Here is an 18,365-nt window from a genome sequence, read left to right as displayed (position 1 = left end):
CGGGCGCGAGGCTTATCGCCTCGCCGCCCTTTTTGAGCAAACAGCCACGGGCATTCCCCTTGCGTCCGACTCGAAACAGGCGTCGAGCACGCGTTGGATTTCGGCGCCGCGGGCGAAATCCGGCTGCTCGCGCCGTCCCGTGCGGATGCTTGTGATGAAGCGCTCGTAGTTGGTGGGTGTCGGTTTCACCGCGACATCGCGCCACGTCGCCGTGTCGAGATCCCCGCCCGCGCAAATGCGATAGCCTTCCGTCGTTTTCTCCGAGTCAATTTCCACCGTCCCGCGCGTGCCCGCGATTTTCAGGAACAGACGGTTGGCGTGGCCGCCCATCCAGCGGGTGGTGTGAATCGTGCCAAGGGCGCCGCTGGCAAACTCGACCGTCATGACGGCAGAATCGTTCGCATCGAGTTTGTATTCGCCGACGCGATTTTTTGGCGCCTTGCCGAACGTTCCGAGCTTGCAATGCACGCGTTTGATCGGCCCGGCGGGATACGTCGCGAAGTCCACGATATGCACGCCGATATCGCCGAGCGCACCCTTGCTGCCGTGCCTGCCCGAAAGACGCCAAAGCCATTTCGGCGACGTGCGCCAGTCACCCCACGCCTTGCTCACGAGCCACGCCTGCAAATAGCTCGCCTCCACATGGCGAATCTCCCCCACCCCGCCCTTCCGCACCAGCGCGGCCACGGCCTGGATGCACGACCAGTTGCGATAGGAAAAATTGACCATGTTGACGGTGCCGGCCTTGCGCGCCGCCGAGACCATCGCGGATGCCTCGCGATAGTCGGTCGCGAGCGGTTTTTCGCAAAGCACATGCTTGCCCGCCGCGAGGCACTGGATCGACTGCGCCGCATGAAACACGTCCGGCGTGACTATGCTCACCGCATCGACATCAACCCCGGCGAGCATCTCATCAACGCGCCCGAACGAATGCGGTATTCCGTGCGCCGCGCAAAACTCGGCGGCGCGCCCGGCGTCCACATCCACGGCCGCCACGAGCTCGCAACCGGGAATTTTCCGAAAGCAGTCCGCATGCGTGTTTCCCATGCCGCCCGCGCCGATGATCGCGATGCGAACGGGCTTTTTTCGGGAAGACGTTTTTCGCATGGCTTACTTGTAGCCAACTTTGGAACGCGTCTCCGCCTCGGAATCAACGGGCAGCGGCTCGAGCGCTTTGACATTCGGGCAAACATCGGCAATCCGCACGGTCGGGCGCGCCCAGCGCACGGCGTTGGCAATCACGCGCTGGATATTTTTGTCGTGATACGTCGGGTAGGTTTCGTGCCCCGGCTGGAAATAAAACACCCGTCCGTGACCGCGCCGCCACGTTGCGCCGCTGCGAAACACCTCGCCGCCCGTGAACCACGAGATGAACACCAGTTCGTCGGGCTCCGGAATGCCAAACGGCTCGCCATACATTTCCTCGGCGGGCAGTTCAAAATGCTCCGGCAGGCCGGCCGCGATGGGATGCGCGGGACTCACGTTCCAGATACGCTCCTTGTCCGTCGATTCGCGCCACTTGAGCGAACATGTCGTGCCCATGAGCGCCTTGAAGATTTTTGAATAATGGCCCGAGTGCAGCACGATGAGCCCCATGCCCTCGAGCACGCGTTTTTTCACGCGGGCGACAATCTCGTCCCGCACATCGCCGTGGGCCATGTGCCCCCACCAGATGAGGACATCGGTCGCATCAAGCACGTCCTGCGCGAGCCCGTGCTCCGGCTCGTCCAATGTGGCCGTTTTCGCATCAATGCCGCCGGTGGCGCGCAGCGGCGCGGCAATCGCCTCGTGAATGCCCTGTGGATAAATCGCGGCAACTTTCGGATTATTCTTTTCGTGCCGGTTTTCGTTCCAAACCACCACGCGGACTGGCTCGTCAATATTGCTCATGCTTATAAATAATTGTTTTTGGATAATATAATCGACCGCGGTTCACGCCGCCGGCTCGCCGGGAATCCAGAATGTTGTTTGTTGAGTCAAAGGTTCCGGCGCGCCCTCCACAGTCAATTCAATTGTGCTCGTCAGCGGATCGGGCAGTTCCACGGGAAGGTCGCGCAGGAAAAGGCGTTCACCTTGTTGGTCAAATTTGACCGGAGCTCCGCCGTCGAGCCAGCGCGCCGCGAGCACTTTGTTTTTCAACTCCGCCCAGCACAGCTCGCGTCCCGTGCCGTTTCGGATGTGCAGGTAAACGCGATTCCCCCGCACGGTGACGCGGCCCCAGTTGTTCCAAGTGAACGGCGAGCGCTCGCAACCGCGGATCGCGTCGCCATTGCGCGCCAGCCACGCGCCCGACTCGCGCAAAATGCGAACGGTCTCCCCGGGAACCGAGCCATCCGGGCGCGGCCCGATGTTGAGCAGCAGATTTCCGCCGCCGGCGGCGGTTTCGCAGAGCATCTTGACGACCTCGCGGGCCGACTTCCAATTTGTGTCGCCCGCGTGCCATCCCCAGTTGTCGTTGAGGGTCATGCACGCCTCCCAGCGCATATCGCGCCGCTTGGGAGGGTTGATCGCCTGCTCGGAAATATGCACATGCCACGGCGCGCCATTGCGCTCGTTTATGAGAATGTGCGGCTGCAAGCGAATCACCTCCTCATTGATTTCGGGCGTTGCGAGATCCGCCGGGATGCAACCGTCATACCAAAGATAATCGATTTTCCCGTAACCCGTCATCAGCTCGACCAACTGCTCGCGATAACAGGACAGCATGCGCGCCCTGGCATCCGGCGAACACCAGTCGCCCGTCCCCGGCCAGTCGCGATAATAAGACCCCGGATAATCGGAATGCCGCCAGTCGGCGGGGGAAAAATAAAATCCTACCCTTAATCCCGCGGCCCGCACGGCCTCGACAAACGGCTTCAACAAATCGCGCTTGGGGCCGACGCGCCCCGCGTGAAAATCGCTGGTTGCCGTGGGCCACAACGCAAACCCGTCATGGTGCCGTGTCGTGATGACGACATACCCCATGCCCGCCTCCTTCGCGAGCGCGGCCCAGGCGGCGGGATCATATTTCTCGGCGCGAAAATTGTCCGCGTATAAACGCGCGTATTCGTCCTGCGGAATGCGCTCGCGGTTTCGCACCCACTCGCCGCGCGCGGCGACCGAATACGCCCCCCAATGCACAAACATTCCGTAACGGGAATGATCAAACCACGAAAAATCCGCCGATGTTGAGTTTTGTTGATTCATGACAAGGTATTAAAAAGCGGGAACCCATGACGAGTTCCCGCAAGTTGTGTGAGTTATTGAATATTAAAATTTATAACCGAAGGTGGCGTGGTAATTATATTGCGTGTCGAAACCGCCGTCGCGCTGGGCGGTCGCGCCCACTTGAAATGTCCAGCGGCTGTCAAGCGCGGCCGACATGCCGAGCGTCGCGCGCACACCGCTGTCGGATAGTTCCGGCACCACGGCATCCACGGAATAACCCTCCAGTGACGTTCTCACGGTTCGCGCATCGGTGCCCTTCCATAGATAAACCCACGACACATCCAAAAACAGATGAAACAGCGAATTCGGATGATTCTGCGCAAACAGGGCTTTTTCGGCGCGAACGCCCAACCGGGATTGTATCAAATCCTCCTTTTGTTTCTCAACGGTGAGCGCCACGGAGGAGGGGCCGTCTTCCTCGAAACGATTCATGGTCCAATTCATCCAGTGCATGGCTCCATACGGGCTTATGGAAAATGAGCCGATGTCATGCTTGTATGAAACCCAGGCGCCCAATCCGCTGCGCGAACCATCGATATCGGCGGAAACATAATCCGCCTGCCCGGTTTTTTTAACGGAACGATTCGATGAATAATCATCGGAGCCAAACAGCGCCAGCCCGCCCACGGTCAGCTTGTCGCGTTTCCATGCGCCAAACACACTGACGGTGTAACTATTGCCCTTGATTTTGGACCCGTCCTTGTCGGGTATGTAGGAACCGTCACCAATGACCAGCTCCGCGCCAAGCATCAGGTTTTCGCCCACCGATTTGGATCCGCCGATTGTATAATAATAATTGTCCAGCTTGGCGCTTTCGGTATCCAGCGTCGCCTCCGTCTTCGAGGTGCTGTATTCAAAATTCGTATAAAGGCTAAACTTGTCCCTGAACGGCTGCTTGAAGGCCAGGTTGACCCGGTTTTCCACCCCCTCGGCCAGTGTGCTCATGCCGGCAATGGCTGTTTCATACAAGGACACATACGCCATGGGTGTTAGCTGGTTCATGGCGTCGGCCAATAATTTCAACGACGCGTCCCGGTCGATGGCCGTTTCATAAAAACCGCGGCTTGCCTTGCCATTCATCACGCCAACCAGCGGATTGTATGACTCGGGCGAATTGGGATCGGCCTGGGTGATCAAATAATCAAGGTAACCGGCCACTTTCAACTGTCCGTCCGAAAGCCCCCGCACGTCGGAGAACGGAAGCTGCAGCATTTTAACGCTCATGGTTTTTTTGTCGGCGGAAACGCTGACGGGATTTTCAGGATCGGCGGGAACCAGGGTAAGAGATTCGGGAATCATCACCTTATTCTTTGCGAACGTGCCCTCGATAAGCGAATCCGAGGTTAGAAATTTATACTCGCCGGCGACGATGGAGCCGGCCGCCACCCAAAGGCGCAGAAGCGGCGTGCTTCCGGAAACAACCGCCGAGCCGCTCACATGAATGCGGTCGTATGTGCCGTTTTTGCCGATGTCTATCCACAGGGTGCTGGAGCCGGTGGCGCGCATCTCGAAATTGCCGTCCACAAACAGCGTGCCGACATCGGGGCTGTTTCTGCCGGCCCCGCCGGTCACGGTGCCCTGCTCCACGATCACCGACCCCGTTCGTCCGTGCCCGGCAAGGGTGGCGCCGGCGGAGGTGACGCGCGTGTCCCCGATATTGCTGTTCACAACCATGACGCCGTTGTTCACTTGGGACATGACGAGGTTGCGGGAGGAGGTTCTTGCGTCTGAGACCGTGCCAGTGAAAAGAAATCCGTTGTCATCCAAAAGGTTTCCCGTCCGCAACTCTGTTTCGTATTCACCATAACCAAAATAATTTTGCCCGGATATAATAACCGTCCCCGGATCGGACTTGATCAATATCCCCCCCTCGGAAGCCTCCATATTGCCGGCAATCTCGACGCTGCTGACCGCACGCGCGCTGTAATTATCGCCGATTCGCAACGAATTGCGCCCCATCTTGATGGTGGTGCCGGCCTCGGCCTGCAACATGCTCACGGCAGCCAGCGCCCGTCGGGGCGGCATCGTGCCCGAACCATCGGGATCCATCCACACGCGCTCCGACACATCGAAAACGGCATTGTCAGTCAGGCGCACGTGGGCGACATCGCCATTATAGCGGGTGAAATCCGTCCCGCCTCCCGTGCCGCTGCTGACCAGGCTGAATTTCAACACGCCATTTTTGCCGATATTAAAGATGACCTGCGGCAGGTCGTCTATATTGATTCCGGAACTCGGCACGCCGCCGCTATGCAAATACCACATGACGGGAAGGCCGGTGATATCCATGGTGACCGTTTCGGCGTCGGTGCCCCGGATGTTCATGACGGTGCCGTTGGCCCTGTCATTTAAATCGAAGCCGTTCAGCTGAAATGTCCCGCTCACGCCCGTGAGATCAAGCACCACCGGGTGCAGCGCCGGCTTGATATTTATATAAGTGTTCGCGTCGGGCACCGCGCCGGTTCGCCAGTTGGCGGGATTATCCCAGCGCGTGTCCCCACCGGACCCGGTCCAGATGGTTTCTATCAATTGCGCCCGCAGGGCCGGGACAACCGCCAGGCAAAGGAAGGCAAGGATCAGGGAAATGTGTGTTTTCATAAAATGTTTTTATTAAATCTCGGAAAAATGCGGTGAAACGGTTTCTTTAATGGTTCGGCGATTCCGTGATTATTTTATTAATTGGGTTTTATTAAACATCAGAAGCGGAAGGCTATTCCCGCGTAACCGCTGACATTGTCCACGTCGTGCAGCCCGTCCTCCTTGCCCGCGCTCAAATGGAGCGTCAGACGCTTGGAGAAATCGATCTCGAAGGCGGCCCGCAGCACGTAACCGTTGCCGTCGTTGGTCAGGTCCAGCTCATAATTGTTGTCATTCAGGCTGGCGCGAACGGTGCGGTCCTTGTCCCCCATCTCGAATTGCCAGCCGGCATTGAGCACCGTGCGGCACGACAATTTCAGCAACTTGAAAGGATACACAAACCGGATGCCCGCCTTCCCGACCAGGGAGGTCGCGCTTTGATCGTCCACGCTCATCGGCAGCGTGGCGCCGGTCTCGGCGTAACCGTCGGCATCCCATTTTACATATTGCAAACCGGCATAAGGACTCAGGGCGCCGCCGATGACATCCTCGAAAACATAGCTGACATTCAGCGCGCCGCCAAGCCGCTTGCCCGAGCTCGATGCGCGCACCCAGTCCCCCGCCCCGGCAAGCGCGACGCTGCGCGTCGATTCATAGTCATCGGTGCCGTAAAACGCCATCGCCTTGAGGTCCCACTTGCCCGCGCGCCAGTTCACATGGAGCCCATAGGTATTGCTCTTGATCTTGCCCTCGCTGCCGAGGGGATCGAGGTCGGATTTTGTTTCGTCCCTGGCATAAAAAACAGTGGCCGAAAGGTTGTTCGCGACGTGGAAGTCCACACCGCCGAGGAAACGAATCATGGTTCCCTCCCAGCTTTCCGCGCCGTCGGTGGCGGGAATGTCCATGTCGAGCGCGGAGCATCCCGCAAAGATGCCAAAACGATGCCGTGCGTCATCCAGTGGCTGGACAACCCGCTCGTCCAGTCGCTGGGTCAGATCGCCCGTGCCGATCACCGCGTTGGTGAACCAGTAGCGATCCGCGAGCGGCGTCAACTGGGCGATTGCGCGGTCCAATTGCCCAATCCCGGTGGCGGCATTGAGTGTGCCGATGATACCATCCGCCCCGGCATTGCCAATCAGCGAATCCAGCAAAGGCGCAACCTTGCCGGAGACATCGGAAAGCCCCCGCACTCCGGTGAAAGGAAGCTGGGTCATGACCACGTCAACATGCTGGCTGAAAACCTGAACTTCGCAATCGAGCGTCAGCAGGCCGGGCTTTGACACATCAAAGAAACTTCCCGTGATGCCGCCCTCTGCCTCAATGATGCGATAGGTTCCGGCATGCAGTGTCGAGTTTGGCACGGGCGACAGTTGCAGGTGCCCGTCAAGCGCGATCGTGCCGCCCGCCTTTATGACATCATAGTTGCCCAGGTTTTCAATATCCACGAGGGTCCAAGCCTCAGACGATCCCATTATAATGTTGCCCTTGACTCGCAGCTCGCCAATCGCGCCGCCCGTGGCGCCCGCGGAAACATATCCCCGGGTGTTGCTCAGGTTCCCGGCAATGGTCCAATAATCCTGCGGCTTGCCCTTGGAGTCGCCGCCAAACGATGTAACCCGGTTTGTGGCCAGGACAACCGAACCCGCGACTTTTCCATATATAAAGAGCGCCCCTTCCTGGACAGTGGTGTTGCCGGTGTAGGTGTTTTCGCCGCCCAAATAAAGGGTGCCCACCCCATATTTTTGCAATGCCTGAGAACCTATGGCGCCGGCGATAATGTCGGAGTCTATACGCATGTCATAACGCCGTCCCGTGCCATTCGAGGCCGCGCCAAAATATATTGAGGGGGAGCCCGAGGGCAGCAGGATTTGGGAGCCTTTCACACCGTCCACTTTATAAAAATAACAATGCGTCGTGTCCACCAGCTCGCTCATGTCGAACACGGCGGAGGAATCGGCCAGATTGATCTGAGAGTTCACATTGCCCCAGTTCGCCCGGTATGATTGCTCCCACTGGTCTATTCGATCCCTGCCCACCGTGCTGCCGGCGCCGGGGGTGGGAGAACTGTATTTTAATGTCGCGTTTTTCCCGATGTTTATAATCAACGGCGGCATGTTGGTCGGCCCGCGTGGGTTTGACGAGCCGGTGAACTCCGGCGCCGTGGACGAGGTGCCGTCGTTGTCGGTGTTCCAGCGCACGATCCCCATTCCATTTATATCAAGCGTATAGCGGCCGCTGTCGTTGCCGCTCAAATCCAGCGCGTAGCCGTCAACATATTGGATGTGGTCTATGTTTTGATAAAAATCGCCGGAACCGGTCCAGGCCAACTGGAGATGCACGGGCTCGTATTTGTTTCCCCCATACCACTCAACCTTGGTGGGATCCACCGTGTCGGGGATCGCATAACCGCCGCTGGTCGTCTTATAAGGCAGCACCAACACCGTGCCCGGTATGAAATCAGGCGAGTCCGGAGGCGGCGGCCCCATCAACGTGCCCGAGACATAATACCCCGTGCCCGAATAACCGGTGCCGTAAGTCCGCGCGCCCTCCGGATCATTGGGCACCGTGCCCGTGCTCCATGCGGCGGGATCAAGAAGGTTCGTGGTGGCGCCGGTCCAGCGCGCCTCTATAAATAGCCGCGTCGTGCCATCGCTGTAATACGGCTTGTTGGGATCGCGGAGATTGCCGCCGTATTGATTTGGCGGGGGAATCTGAGCGTGCAGCGCCGCCATGAGGGCCATGCCGCCCGCGAAGGCGGCGGCTGCGCGGAAAATCCTGAATCCCCGAAGGTCCGCGCCCACGGGCATATTATTATCATGTGTTTTCATAAAATAAATAAACTCCATTTTTGCGGTTAGAACCCGGCCTTCAGTCCGATCGACACATTGGAAAGCCCCCTGTGATATTCACGCATTACGTTGGAATAATTCCAGCGTCTCACGGCGGCCTCGCCCGTGATGTTTCTCCAGTCAAAATAAAGGGTCCATGTCCGTGAAAACGAATAACTGGCGCCCAGGTCGAACTGGAGTGTCTCATCCCATCTGTAAACGGAATAGGGTGTCGTGGTCGGCTTGTTGGTATTCTGCCCCCAATAATACATCTCGTTCACGTAGGATCCCCGCCAGTTGCACTTCACCCGCCACGAGAGACGGCGTCCCGAGTAGGAGATCGCGACATTGGCCGTGTCGCGGGGCGAGCCATAGTCCTTTGTTTTCAGCCATGTGCCCGGGGAGCCCAACTGCGTGCGCTTGCTTTCGTTGTAAGTATAATTGCAGTTCAGGCGCAGATTTTTGAGCAGCCAGGGCAAATAATACAAACGCTGTGAAAATGAAAACTCAACGCCCTGAATCTTCACATTGGTCGCGTTTATATTCTGATAAACGGTGTAGTTCTCATACATGCCGTCGAATCCGTTGTCCATGCCGGCCCCGACTGTGTATCGGACTTCCTCAATCCGGTTTTTCTGGTCCTTGTAGAATCCCGCCAGCGAGACCACGCCGTTTTTAATATAATACTCAATGCTCACGTCGTAATTGCGCCCCGCCTGCGGAACGAGGTCGGGGTTGGACATCCTGATGCTCCGCCCCTGGTGGTCAAACGAGGCATTGGCGATCATGTTGCCCACCGAGGGACGCCCGATGTCGTTGGTGATGCTGCCGCGAAGGATAAAGTTTTTCACCGGCTCATATTTCAAATGCAAACTGGGCAGCCAGTTGTCGTAGGATTTTGACGCGGACCGGGGTTGCCAGCGCCCAAAGGCGCGCTCGGCGGCATCGGGCTCGTAGGAGGGATCGCTGCTGGAGCCCTCCTCGGACAGCCTTACGTAACCGTGGCTGGAATTGTCCGTCAGCTCCCAGCGCGCTCCGGCCAGGATGGTGAGGTCGGCGAGTTTCCAGGTGCCCATGAAATACACGGCGGTGACCTTCTCCTTGAAGGATTTGCTGTTTTGCCTCACGGCCTGAGCGTTGTTGGCGTGCTGCCCCCAAAACTGATCCGGATGGGAGAGAAAATGATCCCAAATCGCATCCGGGCTCACCCACGCGATCTCCGGCATGCGATCTCCGTAGTAAAAATCGGACGAGGTCCGGTTCTTGTCCAAAAAGCTTCCCAGCCTTGGATCGTCCGGCGTGCCCAGCAACTTGTCGGCGCCAGTCAGATCATACCTGTATTCCGGTCGCTCGTATGCGCTATCGCGCACATTATATGCGGCGCCCGATTGTAGCTGGAGAGGAAAGCGAAAAAGAAGGCTCTTCTTGGCGTCTATTTTTCCGCCATAACGCTCGTCGCTCACGGACTGCGGCTTGTAACCCAGGGTGAGGGAATTCCAACTGTCGAGATCCGCCGGATCGGCCCCGGAAACCATCCGCAAATTCGCGCCGTCGCCCTCGCTCGCAATGATGTTATCGACCACAAACTTCACGCGCGACGCGGCGTTCTCCGAATTGTCGGCCAGATAATAATCCACTCTCTTCTCATCGCGGTCGCTGGTGGATTTACTATAAAAAACATCGTAGTTGAGCGAGAAGTCGCCCCACTTGTGTTTCATGCCGGGGTTAATCCTGAAGTTCTTATTTTCAAACCGAAACAAGCCGACGCTCGCGTTAATATTAACGCCCTGCGCCTCCGAGGCCTCTATTCTGTCGATGGTGGAACCGGGGAGCACAGTGCCCGCGGTTGCGATCAACCGGCGATAACCGCCGTCAGACTGCTTTTGCTTGTCCCAGCCAAACACGGCATAGGCGCTGGTGTGGGGAGACACTTTAAAATCCACCGTGAGCCCCGCCCGCAGCGAGTCGTATATGGAATCCTCGTCCTGCCATTGATAGCTTGTGGCGGCCACGGGCACATCGGATAGCTCCGGCTGCCCCCAGGGCAACTCGCCGTTCACCCCGGCATATCCCGCCTTCAGGCGGACGCCATACCGGGCGCTCCGGTTGGCGCCAAGCGTGAGCGAAATCCCAATGGGATGCGCCGTGTTTTGAAAAAATGCCTCGGAGTAATTAAGCGTCATGCCGGGATAAAACTTGCGGGCTGGTTCGGTGTTGCTGTGCAAACGGCTGCCCAGACCCCATTCGCTTTCTATAAAGTTTATCTGCGTGTCCAGCGTGAGCCGCCTGCCCTTTTGCTGAAACGCGCTTCTGGTGGTGAAGTTGACCAGTCCGCCCAGCGTGTTGCCGGGATGCGCGGGCGTGGAGGCCTTGAAAATTTCCAGGCTCTCGATGTTGTCCACGTTAAAACCTTTCAGCGAAAACGAGCGCGAGGCCGAGCCAATGGCCGAGGCGCTGCTGGCTTCGTTGCCGTTCAGAGTCACCAGCGCGGACTGGTCGCCCATCGCGCCACGGATTTGGATTCCGGTCAGTTCGCCGGGCGCGCCCTCGCCCTCGACCGCCGCGCTGGAGTCGAACACCATGACGCCGGGCAACTGCTTGAGCAGCTCGCCGACATTGCCGTCCTGAATATTGCCGAAGCTGTCCGCGGCCAAAACATAACGGCTGTCCACCGCCATTTTCTGCTCCTGAATCGCCTGCGCCTGGCCTTCTCGATCGGAGGAAACGACAAACGTCTCCAAGTGATACACATCCGCCGTCATTTCGACATCAAGGCTGGTCGTTTTTCCCGGAGCCACTTGCACCACCGTGCGCTCGGTGTCCAACCCTGTGTATTCAAAAATCAATGAATACGAACCCGGCTTCAAATTTTGTATCGTATAGTTGCCGTCCTGGTCCGTGCTCGCGCGGATGGGCGTGTCCGCCACTGAAATGGCCACGTTGATCAGGTATTTTTTCGTGGCCTTGTTGGTGACCTGTCCGGCAATGGCCCCGGGATCCTGCAATTTTTCATCCTGCCCGGCAACCGGCAAGGACAGCGCCATGATTGCGGCCAGCACCCCAAACACATGAAATTGGAATACACGCATCAAACGCTGGTTCACGGCGAATGCCTTTATTATATTATTGGGTTCTTTGTGCATAAGGGTAATATATATTAAAAGATTTGATTATTAAATCATGCGCCCAAGCCTGGCTTGGCCTTGGCGCATGCCTCAAAGGGTCAGGGATGAATGGAACGGGTTTACAAGGGTTGAGGGAATTGGCTTGGCTAAAGTTAAACACTTTAAACACAGATGAGTGTAATTAGTAGCACGGGCGGCCATCTTGAGTATAATTACCAGTGGAGGGCGACGCCGAGGTTGACGCCGTAGCTTTCCATCTTGCCGCCCATGGCGCATCCGGCATCCGCCCAGGCATCGAAACGGTCGCGGATGCGCAGTGTCGAACCGATGGCTATGATTCCCGAGCTTCCTCCGAAGTTGTCCGAAAAATCATAACGGTTGCGCAAATACTTCCTTGTGGCGTCGGTGTATTGCAGCACGGTCACATCGTTTTTGCCCTCAAGCTCCTGCACGAATCCGGCCCGCACGTATGGATTGAGACGGTTGCCGTTGTTAAAGACAATTGTCTTTGAAATTTGGGCTCCGACCCGAGCGCGGAACGACGCGATTGTGTTCACCTTGAAGAGGCGGTAGCCGGGATCGAATGTTTCGTCCACGTTGGTGCGGCTCCATGTCAGTTGCACCTGCGGCTCGACATTCCATCCCGAGCGCGTCTTGAACTCGTAGCCATACATGACGGACGCGCCGAAGCCGTCGGCGTCCATGTCAAAATCGCGCACGCCGGGCAGCGATACCGTGTGTGTGCTGGTGTGCGCGCGCAGGAGCACATCCACATACCAGGCGCTGGCGGGCCGCATGGTGAGATATGCGCCGTAGCCCGTGACGTCGGTCTTGGTCTCGCCGCCCGGCATGTCCATGTCGGTGTTTATATAATCGGCAAAAACACCGACGGCATACCGCTTGATCTTTCCGGTATAATCCAGCCCGACTTGCACGCCCTGCGTGTCGGTTTTTGTGCCATCGTAAAGGGTTTCGCTAATTTCGTCGTGCCGGTAAATGCCGTTGACCCAGACGTCAAAACCCTGGCGCGTCACGCCATTGTTTGCGAGGCGCATGGCGCCCAGCCGCTGGCCCAGCGCATCGAACGCGGCCTGCGTGCTGATAAACACGGCCGCGTCAATTCCCACAACCCCGGGGATGAGCGGAGAGAGCGGGCCGCGCGTCAGGACGTAATCGGTGTCGATCTTTTCAACGGCCCATCCGTAAACATCCGTGATATGCCCGCCATTGATGACAATGGAGTAATCCGACGTGTTGCTGGCGCCGCTGATCAGCACCGTCCGATCCGTGCCGGTTGTCACCGTCGGGGCGACGTCGATGAGGCTGAGGTTGATGGTGCCGCTTCCCAAAATGGCGCCGGCGACGGCAAGCTGGTCGGCGCGGCTCACCAAGCCCAGGCGGGAATTCACATCGGCCGTGAGGAGAATGCCGCCTTCATTGTCAAGCGACTCAACCGCCTGGCGCGTGCCCCGCATGTCAAGCGTGGCGCCGTTGGAAATGGCATGCGCCGACGCCGCGCCGAGCAAATTGTCAGCCCCCACCCTGAGCGTGCCGGAAAGTATGCGCGTCGCGCCTGTCAGCGCGCTGGGCATGGTCATTGTGAGAGTCGCCGCGCCGCGTTTCTCAAACGTGCCCGCGCCGGAGATGATTCCATTGTATTGGCCGTCGGTTTCCTGGACAAAGGCAACGTTGCCCGCGGTTTCCACCGTTATGTCATTTCGAAGGCTTCGCGTGCTGCCCTGGAGCGTGCCTTCCCCGACGTTAAACTTGAGCGCGGCATCGTTGCTGCCGGTTAGGACAAGCGTGCCGCCGCCGGTTTTGGACAGGGTGCGCGAGGAGCCGCTGATCACACCGTCCCATGAGGCCGTCGCACTGAAAACCACGCTGATGCCGCCGTCTTCGCGAAGATTGATCGCGCGGGTGCTGGCGTAGCCGTTGGCCGCGATTTCGAGCGTCGCCCCCGCGCCCTCAAAACGTATTTCGCGGTTAAGCTCCGCCAGGCCGAGCTGGTTGTCGGCGGTAACGCGAAGGACGCCGCTCTTGAGCACGGTGGAGCCGGCGTGGCTGTTTGAACCGGTCATCGTCACCACGCCGTTTGCGCCCGCATCGACGACAACATACACGCCCTGCTTGGCAATGGCTCCGTCTGATGCCGCGCCAATGCCGGAAACGACACTGCCGTCGCGCAGCGTGATTTTGTCGTTGGCGCCAATGACACCGCCGAGCGTCCCGGAGATGTTCAACCCGAGCCAGTCGTTTGTGCCGATGCTGGCGTCGGGATTGTCGCGGTCAAAGCCGGTGGCATCGGAAAGGTCGAGCCAGCCGCCATTGATGATAAAGTTATGCGCGACCGAGGCGATGTCGGCGGCCGCGAAATCACGCAGCTCGACATAACCGGCATCGATGCGCGTGGTCGCATTGGCATCGAGCAAGCCGGCGCCGGCGACCGCGCCGGAATAGGTCAACCCGCCCGCGCCCTGCTTGGCGATTGTGCCGGAACCCGTGAGCGCGCCGTCAAAAACGACATTGTTGGCGCCCGTGTCGAGCGCGGCATTGGCGCCGGACGCGAGCGCAAGGGTGTGGCTGATCGTCATGCTTGCGTTGGCGCGCAAGGTTCCGGAATCCGAAAAATTGATCGCCTTGCCGGCGGTGTTGATTTGCGCGGTGTCGCTGATGGCAAGCACGCCGCCCGAAATATCGATGCCGCCCGAAAAATAATTCGCGCCATTTTCGAAAACGAGAGTTCCGGCGCCGCTCTTGACGAGCTTGGATTTGGCATCGGTGACGAGATTGCCGGTGATGATGCTGGTATCCGTGGTTATGCCCTCGCCCGCAAAGGTCAGCGTGCCGCTGGTGTTGGCGACCTCCATGTCGGAAATGTAGGCCGTGGAATCAATCGTGATCGTGGTGTCGCCGGTGGTTGCAAAACGAACGGTGTCGCCATCCTGATAATTCTTCTCGGTGCTGGTGTCTCCGTTGTATCCCGTCCAGTTGGAAAGGCCGGGATTCCAGTTGTGCGTTCCGGACGCCCCCGTCCACTCCATGTAACGGGAATCGTCCATGCCGTAGAAAAAGAAGAGCGTGCCACTGGTGACGCCAAGATCATATCGCGCACGCAGGGCCGTGTTCACAAGGGCGTCGTTGATCATGATGGTCCGCACGCCGGCGAGCCCCGCGGCGTTGCCGAGAAAATAAGTGCCGGAAGCGAGGGAACCGTAGTGCAGGCTGATGATGTTGTTATTATCATCCGCGTCGATGGTGCCCGAGACGTTGAGCATGTCGTTGGAACCCGCGCCAAATATGCGGAAGTTCACGCGTGCGGTGCCGGTGAGCGTGAGCGAGCCTCCGATGTCGAGGACGCCCGGGCCGCCGGTGTCGGCGGCGTCCCCGGTGCCGACGCGCAAAATGCCGCCGTCATTAACAACGACATTGTTTGCAAAGGCTCCCTTGCCGCCCGCCAGCGCGCCTTGGGCAATGGAAATCGTCCCGCCGAGCCTGGCGGAATCCGCGAGCAAAAGTTGGCCGGAGTTTACGGCGACAATGCCGTTAAAATTCGAGCTGTCTCCCGCGCGAATGAGAAGGGTTCCGTCGCCGGCCTTGGCGAAGGTCGAGGCGGTGTCCCCGCCGCTCAGCGTGCCGGTGTATTCGACGGTGTGCGATTGCGTGTCGAAGACGCCGGTGATCGCGCTTTCGACATGGATGTTGCTCGCGAGGGTGCCGGATGCGCCGAGGATATCGGCATCGGCGCGAAGCGTGCCGCTTCCCGCGAAACGAATGTGCGTGCCCGTGACGCCAAGCTGCGCGGCCTTGTTGAAGGAAACAACGCCCGCATTGATATCGAGTCCTCCGAGAAAATCATTGGCCGCATTCTCAAATGTAAGCGTGCCCGCGCCGTTTTTCACAAGTTTGCCTGATGACGCGATCGAGCCGCTGGCGTCAATTGAACCATCGACATAAACATACCCAACGTCGCCCGCGATGTCGGATGCGCTTGCTTTTGTCGTGATCGTGCCGCCGGTGAATATCTGGGTCGCGGAATCACTGGTTACATTCACGACAACATCGCTGGCAATGACTCCGGCTGCGGCCACAGTGACTGTGTTTGTGGCAGCGGACTCAAACACCGCATAATCCCCGGCGCGGAAAATGATCTCCTTGGGAAGCGCACTGGCCGCCTCGGACCAGTTGGCGCTTTGCATGTCCCAGAGAATCGGCGAGGTCGAGTCGCCGCCGGTCCACTTCATCATGAGACTGCGGACAGCCGGTGTGAGCACCACGTCGTTGCCGATTATGGCGAGCGTGGGCGTGGCGCGGTTGGTGAGATCGCGGCCGCCCAGCTTGAATGTGAAATTGCCCAGGTTGGCGCTCGTAAGATCGCCCGCAGTGACGATTGTATATTGCAGCGCCGTTCCAAAATTGGACAAATCGATAATACTGGCGGCGCTCGCGCCAAATGCGCCCGTCACGGAAAAAGCGTCGTAGGTTCCCGCCGTGCCATTGCTGCCCCGCAAGTCGAACAGCAGCGTGCCGCCGCTGACGTCCAAGTTGCCGTTGATAGTGCCCGAAGAGACGGCCAGGGACTGGTTGGCCGCGCGCGTCAGGTTGCCGGTGAGAACAGACTGGTTGGCGATGACCACGGCCCCGCTTGAACTGATGTCGCCCGCAAGCGTGCCGCCAAGAATCGCCGTGGTGCCTGTATGGGAGACTGCGCCGGAAAGCGTGAGTGTGCCCGCGCCTTCTTTTCCAAAACCACCATTGCCGGAAATCGCGCCGGAAAGCGTGGCATTGTAATTTGCAGTGTCGAAAGTTGTATAATTTCCAGTATTGGGTATGAAAATGTCATTGGCGACAGTCAGCGCGTCAGCGGAAAAAGTAACGTTCGACGAGCCGGTTGACCCAATATTGAGCGTGCCACTGCCAAGGGCCGCGTTTGCCCCAATTGCGAGCGTGCCCTCGTAAAGGTGCACGCCTCCCGAAAAAGTATTGTCACTGGCAAGCTCCAGCGTGCCAGCGCCTTGTTTATGAAGTCCGCCAAGTCCGCCAATGTTGCCGGAAATCGTCACGGCCTTCGTGTCGGCAATACCCGCGAAAACCATGCCATCAATCGTCGCGGAGCCTCCAGTCACATCGAGAATGCCATCGCCCGTGATTGTGCTGGTGTCCACAAGATGAAGCGCACCTGTAAATGCAAGCGTCTGCGTCTGCCCGCTGGCACCATCAAGGCCGACCTGCAAATTGCTGAGTTGATCGAAAATCACATTTTTATTCGCGCCGCTTTTGGCAGCCACGGCACCCTGTCCGCCAAACGTGGCGCCTGTGCCCACGTTGATTAACCCGCCAAGCCTGGCGTCACTGTTGCCGAGCAGCAGCTTGCCGCCGAGCACATTCACGGTGCCGGTGTAGGTGGAGTTGTCGGCATTGAGGATGACCGCCCCTTGCGCGCCGCCCGTATTGATTTCAAGACGCACGGCGGAAGCGGAACTGGAAATATTGTCCTTCGTGACATCGGAGGCGCTGCCGACAACCATCGTCGCGCCCGCGTTGGCGCTCAGGCTCAAATAAGCGCCATTCGCAAGCATGTGCGCAAACCCTCCGGTGCCGCTGCCAGCGGCGTTGCCGGAGTGCACAATATCACGAGTGGCGAGCAGGCGCACGGTGCCGGATTCCCTCAGATGCATGGCTCCGCCCAGCGTGCCCGCGTAATTGTTGGTAAACGTGACATCGGTCAGGTCCAGCACGGCGGCACTGTTATTGTTTCCCACCCAAAGGGCGCCGCCGGAAACCCCGGCGGAATTGCTTATAAATAGTGTGTTATTAATATTGGCCTGGGCTTTCACCTCGATCCAGATCGCGCCGCCCTGTGACTGCGCGTAGTTGCCGCTGAACGTGCCGCTATTTAACACGGAAAGACTGCCGCCGCGCATGAAGATGGCGCCTCCCTGGCCGTTGTTTCCCTGTATGGTTTTGTTATTATCAAACGCCACATTGTTAAAACTGATGATGGCGTCGGCGTAATTGCAAATCGCGCCACCGGTGTTGCCGGTGCTCATGGTGGCGTTGTTGCGAAACACCACCGTGCCGTCGCCGGTAAACGAAAACGTGACGACATTGGCGCCGCTGTTCTTCATGCGCACCGCGCCGCCGCGATAACTGTTGCCATCGGCGTCCGAGGAAAACGAGTTCTCAAAGGTAAAAGTCGCGCCGGCCTCAATTTCGCGCAGGTATTTCGATCCGGCGCCCAGGCTCAGGCGGGTGCCCGAAGTGGACACCGATTCGGAGATGGTCGCCGAATTCACGACATTGGTGCCGATCACCTGCGTGGGCGACTTTGTTTGCCCGGACAGCGGGCCGGCCATGCCAAGGATGAATGCGAATGCGGGCAGAAGTTTTGCTTTCATAAAAAACGTTCTAGGGCGGAGTCGGATCAAGGGTTTGTCGTTTGGGAGAGGATGTCTACAGCGCGGTCATCCCGTCCACGGAATGAGTGAATGACAAACGCTGTTTAGGTGAGGAGGCAGGGGCGGGCATTTGGGGAAAAATTAAAACGTAACGATGCACCGACGGAACACAATTCCACCGCCACCGGAAAGCCACACACTTTGAACACACCTGTGCTCCGGCGCATGCG

Annotated in this window: 7 protein-coding genes; all 7 read right to left on the bottom strand. The window is 58.5% G+C overall.

Annotated features, from left to right (window positions below):
* Positions 1-12: 12 nt before the first annotated feature.
* The gene (locus tag CKA38_RS08815) at positions 13-1,107 is read right to left on the bottom strand and encodes a Gfo/Idh/MocA family protein (RefSeq protein WP_108825139.1); all 1,095 of its coding nucleotides are present in this window, start codon (positions 1,105-1,107) and stop codon (positions 13-15) included.
* A gap of 3 nt (positions 1,108-1,110) precedes the next feature.
* On the bottom strand, positions 1,111-1,890 hold the full coding sequence (locus CKA38_RS08810) for a ThuA domain-containing protein (protein ID WP_108825138.1): 780 nt from the start codon (positions 1,888-1,890) through the stop codon (positions 1,111-1,113).
* Positions 1,891-1,932: 42 nt separating this feature from the next.
* Positions 1,933-3,186 carry an alpha-L-fucosidase gene (locus CKA38_RS08805; protein WP_108825137.1) on the bottom strand — a complete coding sequence of 418 codons (1,254 nt, stop codon included), beginning with the start codon at positions 3,184-3,186 and terminating at the stop codon, positions 1,933-1,935.
* Positions 3,187-3,249: 63 nt separating this feature from the next.
* The gene (locus tag CKA38_RS08800; RefSeq protein ID WP_108825136.1) at positions 3,250-5,805 is read right to left on the bottom strand and encodes an autotransporter outer membrane beta-barrel domain-containing protein; all 2,556 of its coding nucleotides are present in this window, start codon (positions 5,803-5,805) and stop codon (positions 3,250-3,252) included.
* 98 nt (positions 5,806-5,903) lie between these two features.
* Positions 5,904-8,612, bottom strand: a complete 2,709-nt coding sequence (locus CKA38_RS08795; RefSeq protein ID WP_161554811.1) for an autotransporter family protein — start codon at positions 8,610-8,612, stop codon at positions 5,904-5,906.
* 26 nt (positions 8,613-8,638) lie between these two features.
* On the bottom strand, positions 8,639-11,755 hold the full coding sequence (locus tag CKA38_RS08790) for a TonB-dependent receptor (protein ID WP_108825134.1): 3,117 nt from the start codon (positions 11,753-11,755) through the stop codon (positions 8,639-8,641).
* Between the two features lie 194 nt (positions 11,756-11,949).
* Positions 11,950-18,135: an autotransporter outer membrane beta-barrel domain-containing protein gene (locus tag CKA38_RS08785; protein ID WP_108825133.1), complete on the bottom strand. Its 6,186-nt coding sequence runs from the start codon at positions 18,133-18,135 to the stop codon at positions 11,950-11,952.
* Between the last annotated feature and the right edge of the window lie 230 nt (positions 18,136-18,365).

The sequence above is a fragment of the Ereboglobus luteus genome (assembly GCF_003096195.1).
Classification (GTDB): domain Bacteria; phylum Verrucomicrobiota; class Verrucomicrobiia; order Opitutales; family Opitutaceae; genus Ereboglobus; species Ereboglobus luteus.
Note: the sequence above shows the minus strand (reverse complement) of the source record. Positions and strands in the feature narration are given on the sequence as shown.